Source organism: Myxococcales bacterium, from assembly GCA_016703425.1.
Taxonomy (GTDB): domain Bacteria; phylum Myxococcota_A; class Polyangia; order Polyangiales; family Polyangiaceae; genus JADJCA01.
In genome coordinates this window covers 703,816-719,686 of record JADJCA010000001.1, presented here as the reverse complement: position 1 = coordinate 719,686, position 15,871 = coordinate 703,816, and the positions used below count along the sequence as shown (strand labels likewise).

Annotated in this window: 15 protein-coding genes, 1 tRNA gene and 2 pseudogenes; 6 read left to right on the top strand and 12 right to left on the bottom strand. The window is 68.8% G+C overall.

Features of this window, described 5'->3' with window-relative positions:
- Window positions 1–18: 18 nt before the first annotated feature.
- The 4 genes and pseudogenes from IPG50_03075 to IPG50_03060 all read right to left on the bottom strand — a co-directional run bounded on the left by IPG50_03075 (window position 19) and on the right by IPG50_03060 (window position 3,574).
- Window positions 19–646, bottom strand: a pseudogene (locus IPG50_03075) (DNA-3-methyladenine glycosylase 2 family protein).
- On the bottom strand, window positions 643–1,716 hold the full coding sequence (locus IPG50_03070) for a DUF2786 domain-containing protein (protein MBK6691175.1): 1,074 nt from the start codon (window positions 1,714–1,716) through the stop codon (window positions 643–645). Before IPG50_03070 ends, IPG50_03075 begins: the two are co-directional and overlap by 4 nt.
- A gap of 103 nt (window positions 1,717–1,819) precedes the next feature.
- A pseudogene (locus tag IPG50_03065) lies at window positions 1,820–3,230 on the bottom strand (sigma-54-dependent Fis family transcriptional regulator).
- Window positions 3,227–3,574, bottom strand: coding sequence for a HAMP domain-containing histidine kinase (locus IPG50_03060; protein ID MBK6691174.1), 348 nt, complete (start codon window positions 3,572–3,574; stop codon window positions 3,227–3,229). The pseudogene IPG50_03065 and the gene IPG50_03060 overlap by 4 nt, the downstream one beginning before the upstream one ends.
- Before the next feature lie 175 nt (window positions 3,575–3,749).
- Here IPG50_03060 and IPG50_03055 point away from each other — a divergent pair, with 175 nt between their 5' ends.
- Entirely contained in the window at window positions 3,750–3,938 is a 189-nt protein-coding gene (locus tag IPG50_03055) for a hypothetical protein (protein ID MBK6691173.1), read from the top strand.
- Window positions 3,939–4,958: 1,020 nt separating this feature from the next.
- Window positions 4,959–5,789 (top strand): TfoX/Sxy family protein, encoded by an 831-nt coding sequence (locus IPG50_03050; protein ID MBK6691172.1) that lies wholly within the window; start codon window positions 4,959–4,961, stop codon window positions 5,787–5,789.
- 54 nt (window positions 5,790–5,843) lie between these two features.
- Here IPG50_03050 and IPG50_03045 read toward each other — a convergent pair whose 3' ends face one another.
- The 4 genes from IPG50_03045 to IPG50_03030 form a co-directional block, all read right to left on the bottom strand.
- Entirely contained in the window at window positions 5,844–6,422 is a 579-nt protein-coding gene (locus IPG50_03045) for a hypothetical protein (protein ID MBK6691171.1), read from the bottom strand.
- 104 nt (window positions 6,423–6,526) lie between these two features.
- Window positions 6,527–7,051, bottom strand: a complete 525-nt coding sequence (locus IPG50_03040; GenBank protein MBK6691170.1) for a metal-dependent hydrolase — start codon at window positions 7,049–7,051, stop codon at window positions 6,527–6,529.
- Between the two features lie 73 nt (window positions 7,052–7,124).
- Window positions 7,125–7,197: transfer RNA gene (locus IPG50_03035), tRNA-Gly, on the bottom strand.
- A 652-nt stretch (window positions 7,198–7,849) separates the two neighbouring features.
- Window positions 7,850–8,407 carry a hypothetical protein gene (locus IPG50_03030; protein ID MBK6691169.1) on the bottom strand — a complete coding sequence of 186 codons (558 nt, stop codon included), beginning with the start codon at window positions 8,405–8,407 and terminating at the stop codon, window positions 7,850–7,852.
- 49 nt (window positions 8,408–8,456) lie between these two features.
- On the opposite strand from IPG50_03030, the gene IPG50_03025 reads away from it, so the two are divergent.
- Window positions 8,457–9,221 (top strand): hypothetical protein, encoded by a 765-nt coding sequence (locus IPG50_03025; GenBank protein MBK6691168.1) that lies wholly within the window; start codon window positions 8,457–8,459, stop codon window positions 9,219–9,221.
- Between the two features lie 60 nt (window positions 9,222–9,281).
- Entirely contained in the window at window positions 9,282–10,211 is a 930-nt protein-coding gene (locus tag IPG50_03020) for an isoaspartyl peptidase/L-asparaginase (GenBank protein ID MBK6691167.1), read from the top strand.
- Between the two features lie 37 nt (window positions 10,212–10,248).
- On the opposite strand, the gene IPG50_03015 is transcribed toward IPG50_03020, so the two are convergent.
- The 4 genes from IPG50_03015 to IPG50_03000 form a co-directional block, all read right to left on the bottom strand.
- A complete protein-coding gene (locus IPG50_03015; GenBank protein MBK6691166.1) occupies window positions 10,249–10,401 on the bottom strand; it encodes a hypothetical protein in 153 nt (50 codons plus the stop codon).
- 157 nt (window positions 10,402–10,558) lie between these two features.
- Window positions 10,559–10,843 carry a PEGA domain-containing protein gene (locus IPG50_03010; protein MBK6691165.1) on the bottom strand — a complete coding sequence of 95 codons (285 nt, stop codon included), beginning with the start codon at window positions 10,841–10,843 and terminating at the stop codon, window positions 10,559–10,561.
- Window positions 10,844–10,896: 53 nt separating this feature from the next.
- Complete coding sequence (gene guaA, locus IPG50_03005; protein MBK6691164.1) at window positions 10,897–12,444, bottom strand: glutamine-hydrolyzing GMP synthase; 1,548 nt, start codon at window positions 12,442–12,444, stop codon at window positions 10,897–10,899.
- 47 nt (window positions 12,445–12,491) lie between these two features.
- Window positions 12,492–13,955 carry a serine/threonine protein kinase gene (locus IPG50_03000; protein MBK6691163.1) on the bottom strand — a complete coding sequence of 488 codons (1,464 nt, stop codon included), beginning with the start codon at window positions 13,953–13,955 and terminating at the stop codon, window positions 12,492–12,494.
- 125 nt (window positions 13,956–14,080) lie between these two features.
- Between IPG50_03000 and dut the strand changes: the two genes are divergently transcribed.
- A complete protein-coding gene (gene dut / locus IPG50_02995; protein MBK6691162.1) occupies window positions 14,081–14,533 on the top strand; it encodes a dUTP diphosphatase in 453 nt (150 codons plus the stop codon).
- Window positions 14,534–14,593: 60 nt separating this feature from the next.
- Window positions 14,594–15,850 (top strand): serine/threonine protein kinase, encoded by a 1,257-nt coding sequence (locus IPG50_02990; protein ID MBK6691161.1) that lies wholly within the window; start codon window positions 14,594–14,596, stop codon window positions 15,848–15,850.
- Window positions 15,851–15,871 lie beyond the last annotated feature (21 nt).

The following is a 15,871-nucleotide window of genomic DNA, read 5'->3' as shown; positions in this document are numbered from 1 at the left end:
GCGCTTTCGTCGCCCGGTTTAGCGGGCCGGCGCGTCGAGGGCGCGCCACAGATACCAGCTGGCCACGGTGCGGTACGGACGCCAGCGTTCGCCTCGCCTCAGAATCTTGTCGGGGTTCGGCAGCGGGCCGCCGAACGTCTTCTGGAATCCCTTCTGGATCCCGAGGTCCGTCGCCGGCAGCACGTCGGGGCGGCCCATGCGAAACATGAGGAGCATCTCCACACTCCAAGGGCCGATGCCGCGGATGCGCGTCAACGTCCCGATGATGTCGTCTTCCGTCATCGCCGCGAGGGTCGCTGGGGCCGGCACTTCGCCGGCCTCGTCGCGGCGAGCAAGGTCACGCAGGCTCGCGAGCTTTGGCCCCGAGATGCCCGCGGCCGCGAATGGTCTCGTCGGAGAGCGCCAGCAATCCCTTTGCGGTCAGCCGACCGCGCGGGTGCGCGGCGACGAGGCGACCGAAGATCGTGGCGGCGGCCTTGCCGCTAAGCTGCTGGTAGACGATGGCGCGCGCCAACGCTTCGAAGGTGGATGGCGGCGGGTCGGGCTTCAGCGTGAAGGGGCCGACGCGCTCGATCAGTGCGCCGAGTTTGGTGTCGGCCTCGGAAAGCGAGCGCGTCGCCGCCCGCGGCGAAAACGCCCACGTCATCGGCGGTTCCCGCTGTTCGATCGCGCCGGCAAGAGCGGCGTCGCCGCGCGTCCCCGGTCGGCCCCGACGCCGGGCCGGAGCACGATGTTGCGGCCCGCTTCGCGCCCTTCGACGAACGCGTCGCTCCGTGGCTGTCCTTGGTAGCGAACGTTGCGAACGTAGGGGTGCCGCCGCTTGAAATACCCTGATAGCTCGTGGTCGCCGACCCACACGAGCCCCGCTTTTCGATCGGCGCGGGCCTCGCGCGTGAGCCGATCGGCAAAGCCGGCCATGACGCCCGACAAAAAGGACCGTCGTTCCCGATCGGAGCGGATCCCCTCGCGTCGCTTGTGATCAGCCCAGAGCTCGTCGGCCGTGTGCCTGAGGAACGAATAGACGTACTCCGCCATCTCGACGTTCTCGGGCTTGCCGCAGATCTCGAGGACGCTACCGCGGCGCTCCTCGAGGGGCCGGTACACGGGCACCCAGATGACCTCGACGAAGTAGTGCCGACCCAGGATCATCGCGACGATGCGCTCGGCCTCGCTGACGCGGCCCGAGGGCGTCCCGAGGTGCCGGAACACGTACGACGAAGGCCGCGAGGCGACGTCGATGTTGTGCTTCAGCATCAGCCGATGCGCCGCGAGCGCCGCCGCCTGCGCCTCGTGCTCGTTGGGGCTCTCCGCGAGGGCGAGGAGTCGCGCGATGCGCTCGACGACGCGGCCCTCCGTACCGGCCGTTGACGCCGTCGGGACGCCGCTCGCGCGCGCGTCGACGCCGAGGCGTTCGCAGACGTTGCGGAACTCGGGGCCGTGCGCCGTCTCGTCGGTGACGCCGACGACTTCGTGCACGAACTGGTGCGCCATCTCGTGCTTCAAAACCTCCACGACGACGCCCCACGGTGAGCGCAGGACGAAGGGCCGCGAGAGCTCAAGGGCGCGTGTGGCCCGCGACCAGCGGCCGAGGAAGGTCTCCGTGTCCGAGAGCTCCAGCGTTGGCGGACGCAACGCTCCCTTGAAGTAGGTCGCGTTCACGCGGCGCCACTGATCCAGGAGCTCACGGACGAGCGCGCGCTCGAGGGCCGGCGCCAAGGCCGAGGATGTTCCTTGTGCCGTCACGTGCGGCAGCGAACCGCAGCGTGGGGGGGCGCGTCAAGACTCGCGAGGGGGCCCTGGCCGCCCATCCAACGGCCCATCAACCACCCTTGGAGTCGGGCGGTGCCGAGCGACGTCGCTCCGAGGGGGCGCTGCCCTGCGCGTAGCGTTCAAGCTTTCGATACAGCGTCGCTCGGTCGAGTCCCAAGATCGCGGCGGCGCGGCGCTTGTTCCCCGCCACGGAGTCGAGGACGCGCTCGATGTAGCGCTTCTCGACCTCGGCGAGCGGAACCAAGTCGTCGGGGCTCTCGGCAGCGACGACGACGTGAGAGGACTTGTGATCGCGAATTCGCTCCGGCAGGTCCTCGGCCACGAGCTCCTCGTAGCGCGCCAGCGCCACGGCCCGTTCGACGTAGTTGCGAAGCTCGCGGACGTTGCCGGGCCAGGAGTAGTTGACGAGGCGCTCTGCGGCACCCGGTGAGAGCGCGCACGGCCTTGCCGTGTTGGGTGGCGTATTGCGTCAAGAAGGCCTGCGCCAGCAGGAGGACGTCAGCCCCACGGGAGCGAAGCGGAGGCACTTCGATCTGGACGACGTTGACGCGGTAGAAAAGATCCTCGCGAAAATTGCCCTCCTCGACGGCTTGGTGGAGGTCGCGGTTGGTTGCCGTGATCAACCGGACGTCGAAGGGGATTTCGGCGGTGCCACCGACGGGCCTGACGCGACGCGCTTCGAGCGCGCGAAGCAACTTGGCCTGCATGGTGAGAGGCATTTCGCCGAGCTCGTCCAGGAACAGCGTGCCGCCGTTGGCGTCGACGAAGAGGCCTCGGCGCTCCGTTCGCGCGTCGGTGAACGCGCCGCGGACGTGGCCGAAGAGCTCGCTCTCGAGGAGCAGCTCCGGGAGCGCCGCGCAGTTGATGGTGACGAGCGGGCCTTCGGCGCGCTTGCTCCGTCGGTGGATGGTTCGCGCGACGAGCTCTTTGCCCACGCCCGTCTCCCCCGCGATGAGCACCGACGCGTCGGTCTCCGAGATGCGACCGATGAACTCGCGGAGTCGGTCCATGCCTGGACTCTGGCCGACGAGCTCGCCCGTTCGATCGCGCGCCGCTGCGACGGCGTGGCGTAGCCGCTTGACCTCTTCGCGGAGCTCTCGATGCTGAACGGCGCGCTCGACGGTGAGCGCCAGCTCGTCCATGTCGAAGGGCTTCGTGAGGAAATCGAAGGCGCCGGCCCGCAGCGTGAGGATCGCGGTCTCCATGCTGCCGAAGCCCGTCACGACGATGACCGGGATATCGGGCCGGCTCTTGACGACGCGTTCGCAAAGCTCGACGCCGCTGACGCCGCGCATGTTGAGGTCCGTCACGATGACGTCGACGTCCCGCTCGGCGAGGCTCGCGAAGGCTGCGTCGGCGCCCTCCGTCGTCTCCGTGGCGAAGCCTCGGGAGGATAGCTCATCCGAGAGGACGTCTCGCATGGCGGCGTCGTCCTCGACGACAAGAATTCGTGCGCTCATGAGGTCGACTCCGGCAGGTTGACGGAAAATGAGGAGCCATTCGCGGGGCTGCTCTCCACGTTGATCCAGCCGCCGTGGTCTCGCACGATCCCGTAGGCCACCGACAGCCCGAGGCCGGTGCCCTCGCCCACGACCTTGGTGGTGAAGAATGGCTCGAAGACACGAGCGAGGTTCTCTTCCTTGATACCCTCGCCACGGTCAGTGACGCGAACAATGGCGCACCGCTTCGGTTGACCATCGACCGGCGAGGTGGCGTCTTGGCGAGTGACCGTTACGGAAATCGCATCGCCCTCGCGGCTCGCGTGAATCGCGTTGACGAGCAAGTTGGTGATGACTTGGTCCATTTGCGCGGGATCCACGCGGGCCTCGACGGCGCCGAGCGCGGCCTCGACGGAGACGTGGACGTCCTTCTTGCTGCTGATGGGCTCGACGAGAGCAACGACGCGTCTGACGAGGGCGGTCAAGTCGGCTTGCGTCGTCGACAGCGGGCGAGTGCGCGCGAAGTCCAAGAGCTGCCTCATGAGCTTCGTCATTCGCTCGACCTGCTCGACGATGATGCGGCCGTATTCGCGCTTCGTGTTCTCGTCGACCGCTTCCAGTCATGATCGGCTTGGCTCGGGCGCTAACCACGTTGAGTGGTGTTCCAAGCTCGTGCGCCATGCCGGCGGCGAGGCGCCCAACGGTGGCCAAGCGGTCGGCGTGCCTTAGCTGCTCGATGGCGTCGAGCTTTGCGCGGTTGGCGCGGTCTGCGGCGTCTTTCGAGTCAGCGAGGCTCGCGCACATTCGATTCAGCTCTTCGGCAAGGTTGCCGAACTCGTCTCGTTGCGAGATGGCGATGCGCGCCGACAGATCACCTCGCCCCACGCGCCGAGCCTGTTCGACGAAGGTCGCCATCGGCCGGCCAATGAACCATGCGCCGAGCACCGAGGTGACGATGGCCGTGACGAGCGTCAAGCCAACCACGACGAAGAGGGCCTGACGCAAGGCGCCCCGTCGAACTTCGGCCTCGCGGTCTAGCGAGTGAGAAATTTCGAGCGCGCCGATGGACGGGCTCGCCTCGGGCGGCACCAACGGGACGTAGGTCAAGAGCTCGCGCTCGCCGGGGTCCACGCTCGACACGTCTTCGCCGCGCTCGAGGGGCGCGAGCCGCTCGCGCGCGATGCGTGGCGCGAAGGGATCGCCGGGAGGCGCGGAGAGCCAGACCCAGCGGATCTCGACGCGTCGGAGTCGCTGATCGGCCTCGCGAACGAGGGCCATGGCGCGGTCCCGACCCTCGACGCTCCACACGTTGATCACCGCGGGCCGCAAGGCTCGACCGACGACGCTCTGGTACGCGGCGGTCTCCTGCTCGAAGCGTCCGAGCTCGTTCTGCACCGTCAAGATGGCGTTGAGGGAGAGCGCGGCGATGACGCAAGCGATGAGCGCGAGGGTGAACTTCCGCGCGATCGGCATGGCTCGAGGATGCAGGAGCCCCGCGCCAAGGGCAACGCGCGATCGCGGTCATCGCACGGCAGAGCTCTGGGCGCGAGGCGCACGGCCGCGCCGGGGCGGACCCGTTGGCGGGGCATTCTCGGGTCGTTTTGCGCGGGTTTCGCGGGCGCCTGGCCGCCGCGCCGTCCCGTTGAAGAGGAGTGGTGCTCCTTGGGCCGTTCGGCGTACCCTGGTCGAGCGCGACCGCGGCACGCCGGGCTCGCAAGCTTGCCGGGGACTTCGCTGAGGATGGGACTCATGAAGGGTGGATTCGAAGAGCTGAACGCGCGACTTGAGGCGGCCACGACGGGGCTCGGCGGCGTGGCTCGAAAGCGCGTATTTGCGCGCAACACGTTCTTCGTCGACGGGAAGCTCTTCGCGCTGGTGTGGCGCGAGGGCCGCATCGGCGTGAAGCTGCCGGAGCCAGACGGCTACGCCGAGCTTCAGGCGCATGCGGGCGCGCTTCCGTGGGTCGCGTGGGGTCGGCCGATGGTGGGGTGGCTGCTCGTTCCCACGGAGATGCACAGCGACGAGGCGTCGCTCTCGAAGTGGGTCCGTAGGGCGTGCGAGGCCGTGCGTCTGGCGGCGCCCGCGCCCGCGCACGAAACCGTCGTGGGAGCCGTCGAGCCGCTACCGGCCGTTGCGAGCGCGCCCGCGGCTCGCGCCCCGAGCGTGCGCCCGCCGAAGGCTCCGAGCGCCGCGCCGCCGCCACGTGCACCTTCCGCGCGGCCTCCGGCTGCGTCGCCCGCGGCGGCCGCTGAGCCCGCCGAGGCCAATGAGTTCTCGTTCGGTGACGACGCGCTCGACGCAGAGGATGCGGCCATCGCGGCCGCGTCGGTTGCGCCAGCCGCACCGCCGCCGCCGCCGCCCGCGCCGCCCGCGCCACCGCCGTCGGAGCCGGAGAGCGATGGCGAGTTCTCCTTCGACGCGCCGGAAGCCGCGGCCGAGGCGCCGGCCGTCATCGCCGACGGCAACGAAGCGCAGGAGAGCTCCGAGTTCGACTTCGGTGGCGAGCCCGAGGCGGGCCCAGCCGCCGCAGCGCCCCAGGAATCGGGCAAAAAGAAGAAGAAGAAGAAGAAGACTGGGTAGACCGGCGGGGTCGCATTGGGGCGGTGCGGGCGCTGGCGCCTCGGCTTTGCGTTGCTAGGCGCAGAGGCAACGGAACGATCGCTTGCCCGCCTCCAGCGTGCAGCCGCTCGGGGGCGGGGACGGGCTGTCGACGCAATACGGTGCGGGCGGGGTGCAGGGACCGTCGACGCAGCCGGGCAGGCCGCCGTTGCAGGTCGATGGTGTTGTGCCGGCGGGACACACGCCCGCGTCAGGAATCGGGTTGCACGCGGGCGCAGGTCCACCGCAACAAGGCGTCACGCAATATTGCGCGGCGGTGCACGTGGTCTTCCCGCACGCGAACGGCTCGGTCGGAGGGCACGCTTGCTCGCTCAGCTGCACCGTCCAGCGACCACTCTGACAGAGGCTCGAGCCAGGTCCGCCGCTCGCACAGCCGAAGTTGCACACCGTGCTCGCGGGGAGCGCGCACGACGCGCCGCTCGATGGAAGCTTCGCGGGACATCCGCTCGCGTTCGCGTCGCCGCCTCCATCGCGGCTGCCGTTGCCGCCCGCGTCGAGAGAGTCGATCGAGCCAGCGCCGCCGCCCGAGCAAGCGATGAGGGTCGTTGCGAAGAGTGAAAGCGAACACGCCACGACGCCGAGCGCTGTCTTCATAGAAGGCCATGCGAGCACAACGCGTGCCCACGCAACGCAGTGAAATCAGGGGCCGTCGGGTGTGCCATGTGCGGCCGCCACGACGCGGCGATCACGCGCTCTGGCTATCGGCGAGGGCGGCGCTTGGGCCAGAGCCCGAAAATGAAGGGAACGGAAAAGGCCGCCAGCTCGGTCAAGGCGACGCGCAAGCCCTCGCCCGAGATGAACCCGCGACCGATGGGGGCGACGGGGAGAGGCGTCCAAGGGGCAAAGAACCGTTCGTCGCTGAACGGCCATAGCAGCGCGCATCCGAGTCCCCCATCCGTGAGACAGTCGAGCAGGGGGTGACTTGCCACGACGGCCCCGACCAGCACCGTCGTGCGAACGACGGGCAACTTTGCGGAGCGCGCCGCCAAGCCTGCGGCCAACGCCACCATCATGGCGAACACCAGCGAGTGGGTTGCCCCGCGATGTCCCCAGGGGTCGGCGTACTGGATGCCCAGGCGAAACCCGAAGACGTCGATGTCGGGCAACAGCGAAATGCTGCTCCAGACGACCATCGATGTGACGGCAGCCCAGGGCGGGCTCTGATCCCGCTCGTACCATCGCCGGGCGGCAAGCCCGACGGCGACGTGACCGATGCTTGCCATGCGATGCGTCGAGGGTCAGGGCTTTCGCGCCGCCGGAGGCTTCGGTTTCGGACCTCTCACGAAACGCGTGTAGAGCGGGGTACCGGGTTCGAACCGGCGACATCCAGCTTGGGAAGCTGGCACTCTACCAACTGAGTTAACCCCGCGAGCGGCGACATTGGTACGCGCTCGCGTTCGCTCCGTCAATACGGCGCGCGGTGCGGTCTTCGCTCGCCAGTCCCAAGTCGCCCGTCGGCCCTCGCGCGGCACGCCCGCGACGGCAGCCATCGACGTTGACCTGACCACGGGACCGGGCGCGAACGCGCGCGAGACCGAGCATCGCCCGCACAAAAGACGACGACCCGGGTGGAACTCTGCCACCCGGGTCGCCCGGCCCCGAAATCGGGGTTGGCCGCAAACGTCGGCCGCTCGGTGGTCCCGGCTTCAGGTCGCGTGGCGACGAAGAAGGCTAGGGACCTCGGCAATCGACAGCACTACGGCGCAGAAACCTCCGGTTTCGAGCCAACTAGGGTTTGCTTCACGCGATTACCTCCTCCGGGCAGTGCCGGCACTCGATGCTCCATCAGCAAAACCGTTGCTGCGGGCGAGGCGAGTGTTTCCGTTTGGGCTTGGGAGCCGGGTTCTGCTTCGCATGGCGGAGTGCTCTCCGACCGGACCATCCGGGGCCTTTCGGCCCATGCGAGGCGACCTCTGGAAAATAGCACGCGCACCCGCGGTGGCGAAATGCGAGGACCGTCTTGTCCTACGCTCTCCCACTCGCGTGCGCCCTCAGGAGCCCAAGCGCCGAGCTTTCGCCGCTTACTTCGCCTTCGGCGTGCCGCGGAGCTCGAGGGCGACCTCGCACGGCAGCTCCGCGTAGCCACCGAGCGCGACGACGTCTTGGCAATCGGAGCCTTCCGTTGGAACGAACCGATACCGGAGCGTGCCGACGAAGCTCGACACCTCGAGCTTCCCGTTCGCGCCCTCTTTCGCTGTGAGCGCTGCGTCGAGCTGATCTTCGCGGCGCACACCGCACGCCGCCTGACCGCGGTTCGCCTCGCGGACCGTCTTCGTGTCGGAGGACTTCATCTGCGTGCGCTGCGCATCGTCGAGCGTTCCTGACACGGGGAGGCCGCCTTGGAGCCAATACAGCGTTCGTCCGTCTTGCGCGAGGCGCACCTCGAATCGCCACGGATCGGGCGGCGACTCGAGCTCGCCGCACGTGGCGGTCTTGCGCTGCGCTTCGACCGTGAAGGTCCCTAACGACGTGCCCGGGTTGTACGGATCTTTGCCGGTGCAGGCGCAAAGGAGCGCGGGGACGACCAGGAGCGCTGCCTGACGGATGGCCTCACGGAGCCTGGGAAAGCAAAAGCGCATCCTTTCGCGCTATCCAAGGGGAGCCGTTCGGTGCAACTTTTCGTCGTCGATGTCGAAGCTCGCCGGCGCCTCCCTCATCCCCACCGCGTGGGATCGCCGCGTGGCGCGTTCGGCGCTCGCCGGCGCCCTCGTCATGACGCTCCTCGCGCTCCTCGTGACGGCGGTGACCGACGAGGGCGGCGTTCCTTGGGCCGAGCGCGCGTCACGCGCATCCGCGGCGCTGCCGCTTTGCGTGGCCGTCGCGGCGGCGCTGGCGCTCCGTGGGCGGCGCACTCGCGGTGAGCTTCTCGCGCTTTCCTCCTTGGGCGTGGGCCCGGCGCGCCGGGAACTACCTGCCATCGTCGGCGCTCTCGGTGTCTGCGCGGTCGCCGCCCTCGCCGTCGCGATGTCGCCAGCCTTCGTGCCCTCCGCGTTCTTTCCCGCGGAGCGGGCCCCGGTGACCTTCGTTCGCGAGGCCGGCGCCTTCGTCGCGGAGGGTGGCGTGCGCATCACCGACGACGGCCGCATCCTTCGTCCCAACGCGCCGGCGCCTCCGCCAAGTCCCGCCGCCGCACACGGCGTGCGGGCAGAAGGACGACGCGGGATGGTGGCCGCCGTCTTGATGCTCCTCAGCGCCGCACTCGCCGTGCTTGGTGCGCGGGGCACACTTCGCGCGCGGGAGCTCGTCCTCGTGGTGGCGGCCTCCGGCGCGGAGATCCTCACGTTCCATCTTGTCGCTGCGGGCCGGGCGCCGCTCTGGTCTTGCCTCGTCGTTCCCGCCTTGCTCCTTGGCCTGGCGGCGCGCGTCTTCTTGGCACCCCGCCAAGGCGCCTGAGCGCGGCCGCGGCTTCGCACCTGACGGAACGAGCGCCGTCCGCTGCTATCTTCATCGCCGATGCAAGACAAGGTCACGGGGTCATGGAGCCTCACGTTCGGCGGTCTCGCCATTCTTGTTCATGGTGGCGCCGGCGATGTTGCGGAGGCGTCGAGGGAACGTCACGCAGAGGGAACTCGTCGGGCCGCCGCCGCGGGCTTCGCCGTTCTCGAAGCCGGTGGCTCGTCCCTCGATGCGGTGCAGGCCGCCGTTACGGTCCTTGAAGACGACCCCGTCTTCAACGCGGGCACCGGCGCGTGCCTCGACGCGACCGCTCACCTCGCGCTCGACGCCGCGGTGATGCGGGGCTCCGATTTGGCAGCGGGCGCCGTCTGCGCCCTGTCGTCGTTCAAGAATCCGGTGGCCATCGCCCGGGCGGCGCTCGATCTCGGCGGACCTATTCTCTACGCCGGGCAAGGCGCCGACGCGTTCGCGGTCGCGTCGGGCTTCGCTCGCTACGACGAGGCGCTCATGATCACGGAGGCCGCGAAGGAGCGCCTGGTTGCCGTTCGCGCAGGCGAAAGCGATGGCTGGGCCGGCGGCACCGTCGGCGCCGTCGCCCGCGACGCGGCGGGGCACGTGGCGGCAGCGACGAGCACCGGTGGGAAGGTTGGAAAGCGCGTCGGGCGCGTGGGCGACTCGCCGATCTTGGGCGCCGGGACTTACGCCGACGACGAGTGTGGCGCGATCTCCAACACCGGAGATGGCGAGGCGTTCATGCGTCTCTGTCTCGCCAAGACGGTGCTCGATTGGATGCGCGGCGGTGCCGCCGCCGAGGATGCGGCGCGTCGCGGCCTGGAGCTCGCAGCACGACGGGCTCGCGGGCTCGGGGGCACCATCGTCGTCACGCCCGCTGGCCACGTTGCCTGGGCACGCACGACGGCGACGATGTCATGGGCCGCAAAAACAAAAACCGCCGAAGGCGCGGTCGCGACCTTCGGCGGGATGTAGAGCGAGCGACCGACGAGGGCCAGCGCGCAGCGGAAGCTCAGCCTTCGGCGGGCTTCTTGGCAGCCTTGCGATCCATGGCGTCTTGCAAGCCACAGCGAAGGCGCGTGGAGCGCTTGACGCGCTTGCGGGCCAGCGGCTTGGCCAGCCATTCGTGACGCTTGCGGACGTTCCAGATTGCTCGATTCGACATGTGAACGGACTCCAACGGGCCGAAACGCGCCAGCGCGCTTCCAAAGGGGGTGCAGACGTAGGGCGTTTTGTCGGGAAATGCAAGGGCCACTGACCTTGCGACGCCAGGAATCGGCAAAAAGGGCCAGCCCAGCGCCGCGCGCCGGGGGATCGATGGGCTATTCCGGAACCGGCACGAGCTTCACCTCAAGCTTGACGGGGCCCGTCGATGCGTCGACGAGGCGGTCCCAAGGCAGGTAGCCGGGCGCCTCGACGGTGATGCGATGCGCGCCTGCCGGCAGCGCGATGCCCCGCCGCGCCACCATCTCGAGGGGACCGATGGGTTGATCGTCGATGGTCACCGTCGCTTTGGCGGGCTCGCCAACCAGGCGGTACGAGATGAGCTTCGCCGCGGGCGCTTGCGCGCCGCCGCAGGCCGCAACAACCGCGGTCAAGGCCAACAAGGAGAGGGGGCCGTGGCGAAGGCGCCGCGATGCGGGCTTGGGCCACACGGGCGTCACTCCCACTCGATGGTGGCGGGCGGCTTCGACGAGATGTCGTAGACGACCCGGTTGATGCCGCGCACCTCGTTGATGATGCGATTCGAGATGCGTCCCAAGAGGTCGTAGGGCATCGGAGCCCAGTCTGCCGTCATGCCATCGACCGACGTCACGGCCCGTACGGCGCACGTCTCTTCGTAGGTGCGGCCATCGCCCATGACCCCGACGGAGCGAACGGGAAGCAGAACGCAGAAGGCCTGCCAGATGCGCTCGTATTCGCCGGCCTTCTTGATCTCGCCGGTGACGATGGCGTCGGCCGCGCGCAGCACCTTGAGGCGCTCCTCGGTCACCTCGCCGAGGCAGCGAATGGCGAGGCCGGGGCCCGGGAAGGGATGCCGATAGAGCAAGTCGTGGGCGATGCCCAACGTCTCGCCGGCGGCGCGAACCTCATCCTTGAAGAGCTCGCGCAGCGGCTCGATGAGCGACAGGTTCATGCGCTCCGGCAAGCCTCCGACGTTGTGGTGACTCTTGATGACGACGCTCGGGCCCTTGAAGGAGACGCTCTCGATGACGTCGGGATAGAGCGTGCCTTGAATGAGGTACTTGGCGCCCTCGACCTTGCGCGCTTCGTCCTCGAAGACCTCGATGAAGACGCGGCCAATGACCTTGCGCTTCTGTTCTGGATCGGTGACGCCTCGCAGCGCGGACAAGAACCGCTCCCGCGCATCGACGGCGATGAGCTTGAGGTGAAAGTTCTCGCGGAAGGTGGCCACGACGTCTTCCGCTTCGCCTTCGCGCAGGAGACCGTTGTCGACGAAGATGCATGTGAGGCGGTTGCCGAGGGCTCGGTGACAGAGGACCGCCGCGACGGAAGAGTCGACGCCGCCCGAGAGCCCGCAGATCGCGTGTTCGTTGGGGGCGACGCGCTTGGCAACGGCGGCGATCGCGTCTTCCGTCCACGAGCCCGGCGTCCACGTGGGCGATAGTTTGGCGACGTCGAAGAGGAACGCAGCGATGAGGTCACTGCCCCGAGGCGTGTGCACCACCTCGGGGTGAAACTGCACGCCGTAGACGCGGCGCTCCGGCCACGCGACGGCGCAGTGCGGCGTGTTGTCCGATTCGCCGAGGTTGTGAAAGCCCGGCGGCAGCGTGGCAATGCGATCGCCGTGAGACATCCAGACGTCGAGCGCATCGCTTCCGCGGAAGCGATGGAAGATGCCTTCCGACTTCGCGACGGTGACGCGCGCCGAGCCGAACTCGCGGGCCTCCGCGCGCTCGACCTTGCCGCCCAAGACGTGGGAGAGGAGCTGGAGGCCGTAGCAGATGCCCAGCACCGGGACGCCGAGTTCGACGATGCGCTTGTCGATTGTGGGGGCGCCGTCGTCGTAGACGCTCGCGGGCCCGCCCGAGAGGACGATGGCCCGCGGCGCGAGCTTTTCGATGGTCGAAAACGGTGTCGTGCAGGGCAACACTTCGCAGTAGACGTGTTGCTCGCGGATCCGCCTCGCGATGAGCTGCGTGGTCTGGGAGCCGAAGTCGAGGACGAGGACAAGCTCGCGCGTCATGATGCGCGGATACTCCTCTTGCCTCTCCGCCGCCAGAGGCGGCGGGGTCAGAGGCACTCAGGTCGGTATTGCTTGTGACCGTTGGCGTCGACGTAGCTCGGCTCGCACTTCGGCTTCCGCGGCCGCGGGTCGCGTGGCGTGCCCGGCGCCGCCGGCGCGTTGTTCGGGATGATCTCGATCGCCTCGTCGGCCTTCGGCGAGGGCGATGGCGCCAACGCCGAGGGCAGAGGGGCAGGGGCCTCGGGCGCGCGGAGCGGCGGCTCGACGGCCTGCGCAGGAGGGATTGAGGGCGGTTTCGGTGGACCGTTCGTCTTGACGGCGACGGCGGCGCCAACGGCAGCGAAAAGGATCCCCAGCGCGAGCACGCCCGCCACGAGAAGCAGCGGCTTCATCCGCGAGGGGTCGGCAGTAGCGGAAGCCCGCGCGAATTGGCTTCGTTCAATCGCCGGCGGCGTCCCGCTGGGATTCGAGCGCGACGACACGGCGCCGGGGTAGCTCGCCGATTCGAGCGCCTCTGTCGAGCGCGAAGCGCGACCGAAGGGCACGTCGTTCTTCTCGATGGCGCTCAGGATGGCGCTGCGACGCCGGAGGCCATCGTGCGCCGTCTTCTCGACGAATCGCCCGATCTCTTGCGGGCCTGCGAGCGGCAACCGCTCGAGTGCCTCGGCCATCTCGGCAGCGGAGAAGTACCGATGGTTTTCGTCGCGCGAAAGGGCGCGAAGCGCGATGGCGTCGAGCTTTTCCCAGAGGTCGCGCGTGGCCCGATCGGTCGACGGCCCAAGCCCCGCGTGAGCGCTCGGCGGCTCTACCTTGCCGCTCAAGATCTTGCCCAAGATGGCCGCTTCGTTGTCGGCATTGAAGAGGCGCTTTGCCGTCAGCGCTTCCCACAGCGTGACGCCCGCCGCGTAGATGTCCGTGCGCGGACTCACGACGCCGTTCAGTTGCTCCGGCGCCATGTACGCGATCTTGCCCTTGAGTTGGCCCTCGCGTGTCTGCTGCGCGCGGCCTACCGCCTTGGCGACGCCGAAGTCGAGCACCCGCGCGACGCCGTCGACGCCTACGAGGATGTTCTGCGGCGAGATGTCGCGATGCACGATCTGCAGCGGCTGTCCGTTGACGTCGTGCGCCGTGTGCGCCGCGTGCAGCCCACGCATGGCGCCCGCCATAACGGCAGCCGCAATCGCAGGGGGGATGACCTTCTTCTTCTCCCGCGTCTGGCGGATCAGCTTCGAGAGCGATTCGCCGACGACGTACTCCATGACCAGGAAGAGCTCCGTCTCCATCCCCACGACGTCGAGGGTGGTGACGACGTTGGGGTGCGCGACATGCACCGCGACGCGCGCCTCATCGAGAAACATCGTGCGGAATTCCGCGTCCTTCGCGAACTGCGGGTGAAGCCGCTTGATGGCCACCGTCCGCGTGTGCCCGTCGGGCGTCGCGAGTCGGCCAAAATGAATGGTCGCCATGCCGCCTGCGGCGAGCTCGCCGTAGACCGCGTATTGGCCCAGCATGCGCGCGGCCGCCGAGGGAGCCTTCGCCGCCACGATGTGAGAGTCTACCAGATGCCTACCGGGAGGCCGATCTTTTGCTCAGGGCAATCCCACAAGGTGTTCTATCCTCAGCAGGACTTCCGCCCATGATTCCCGATGTCTGCATTGCCGTGAGTTGCGTTGGCCCGGTCGCGGTTCCGATGCCCAAGTATCAAACGCCGGGTGCCGCAGGCATGGACCTCCACGCCGCCATCGAGGGGCCCATCGAGGTGAAGCCGCTGGATCGCGTGCTCGTTGCCACGGGCTTGGCGTTCGCGATCCCGCCGAAGTTTGAAGGCCAAGTGAGACCACGCTCGGGCCTCGCGCTCAAGCACGGCCTCACCGTCGTCAACACGCCTGGCACCATCGACTCCGACTATCGCGGCGAAGTGAAGGTCCTGCTCGTGAACCTCGGCAAGAAGAAGGTGACGTTGGAGCCGCTCGCCCGCATCGCTCAACTCGTCATCGCCCCCGTCGCGACGGCGCAACTCGTGCTCGTCGCCGACCTCGAAGCCACGGTTCGAGGTCGCGGCGGCTATGGCTCGACCGGGTCGCGATGACGCCTCGTGCCCGCTACCCACACGCACGCGTCCTTTGGCCGCTCGCTATGAAGAGGACCGATGAGCTCGGAAGGTAGTCCGGAAACGAGCCCCCTCTCGGTGAAGCTCCGCGTCGACACACCTGCGGAGCCGATCCTGACGCAGGCGCAGACGGTGCGGGAGGAGGCTGCGCGACGCCGCGTCGGCAGCCGCATCAAGGGGTGGCGCCTCGTGAAGCTTCTCGGCGTGGGGCCGCTCTCCTCTGCTTACGAGGTCATCCACGGCGACAAGGACAGCGGCGAGCGCGGCGTCATGCGTATCCTCACCGGCGAAGCCGCACGGAGCGAGCGGGCGCGGAGCCAATTTCTTCGCAGCGCTTACGCCGCCAATCGCTTCCGTCATCCGCGCGTCGTGCCGGTCACCTCCGACGGCGCCGACGACGACGGAGTCCCGTACGTCATCCGCAACTTTGTTGAGACGCGCAGCCTCGCGACAGCGCTCGAGGAGCTCCGCGCCGAGGGCTCTCCGGGCATGCCCGAGGCGAAGGTGCTCCGATTGATGGAGCAGCTCTTGGATGCGCTCGAGATCGCGCACGCCCACGGCGTCGTCCACGGCGCCATCGGTCCCGCGAACGTCCTCGTCACGGCGAGGGGGTCGGTGCGGTTGGTCGACTTTGCGACGCCGCCGGGGAGCCTCCTGGGCGGCTCCGACACCCGTGACGCGCTCGCCGACCTGCGCGTTGGTCCCTTCGCGGCGCCGGAGCGTTGCTCGCTGCCTCCCGAGGCTGCCACGGAGCAAACCGACGTCTGGGCCGTCGCCGCGTGCGCGTATTTCGCCTTGTCAGGCAAGTTCCCGCGCGGCTCCGACACCTCACGCGCCGAGCTGGCGACGCGTGAGCCGGTGCCCCTTCGCGAGGTCGCCCCGGAGGCGAGCGATCCGGTTGCGTTGATCCTCGACCACGCGCTCCAGACGGAGCCCGAGCGACGCTACGGCAGCGCCTACGCCATGCTCGGCGACGTGCGCCGCGCGCTGGCGGGGCGCAAGCCCAAGCTCGGCGACGCGCTTCGGCCCGTGCCGTCGGGCAGCTATCGCGACGTCTCCGTCCCGTCGAGCCGCCGCGTGCTCTTGGCGGCGGACCGCCCACAGCGCGCCGGGTACTCGGCGGCGCCCGCCGCTGCGCCAAGCTCAGCGTCGCGGCAGACGCGGAAGAAGAACGAGTGGCGCGGCAACATGGTGCTCATCCTCGCCATCGCCATGCTCGTCGGCGTGGCGACCTTCGTCGTCGTCCGAGAGCGCGTCGAGGAGCAGCGCCGAACCGCTCCGTCGGAGTCACGCTGATTTGGTGAGTCAGAAGTTCGT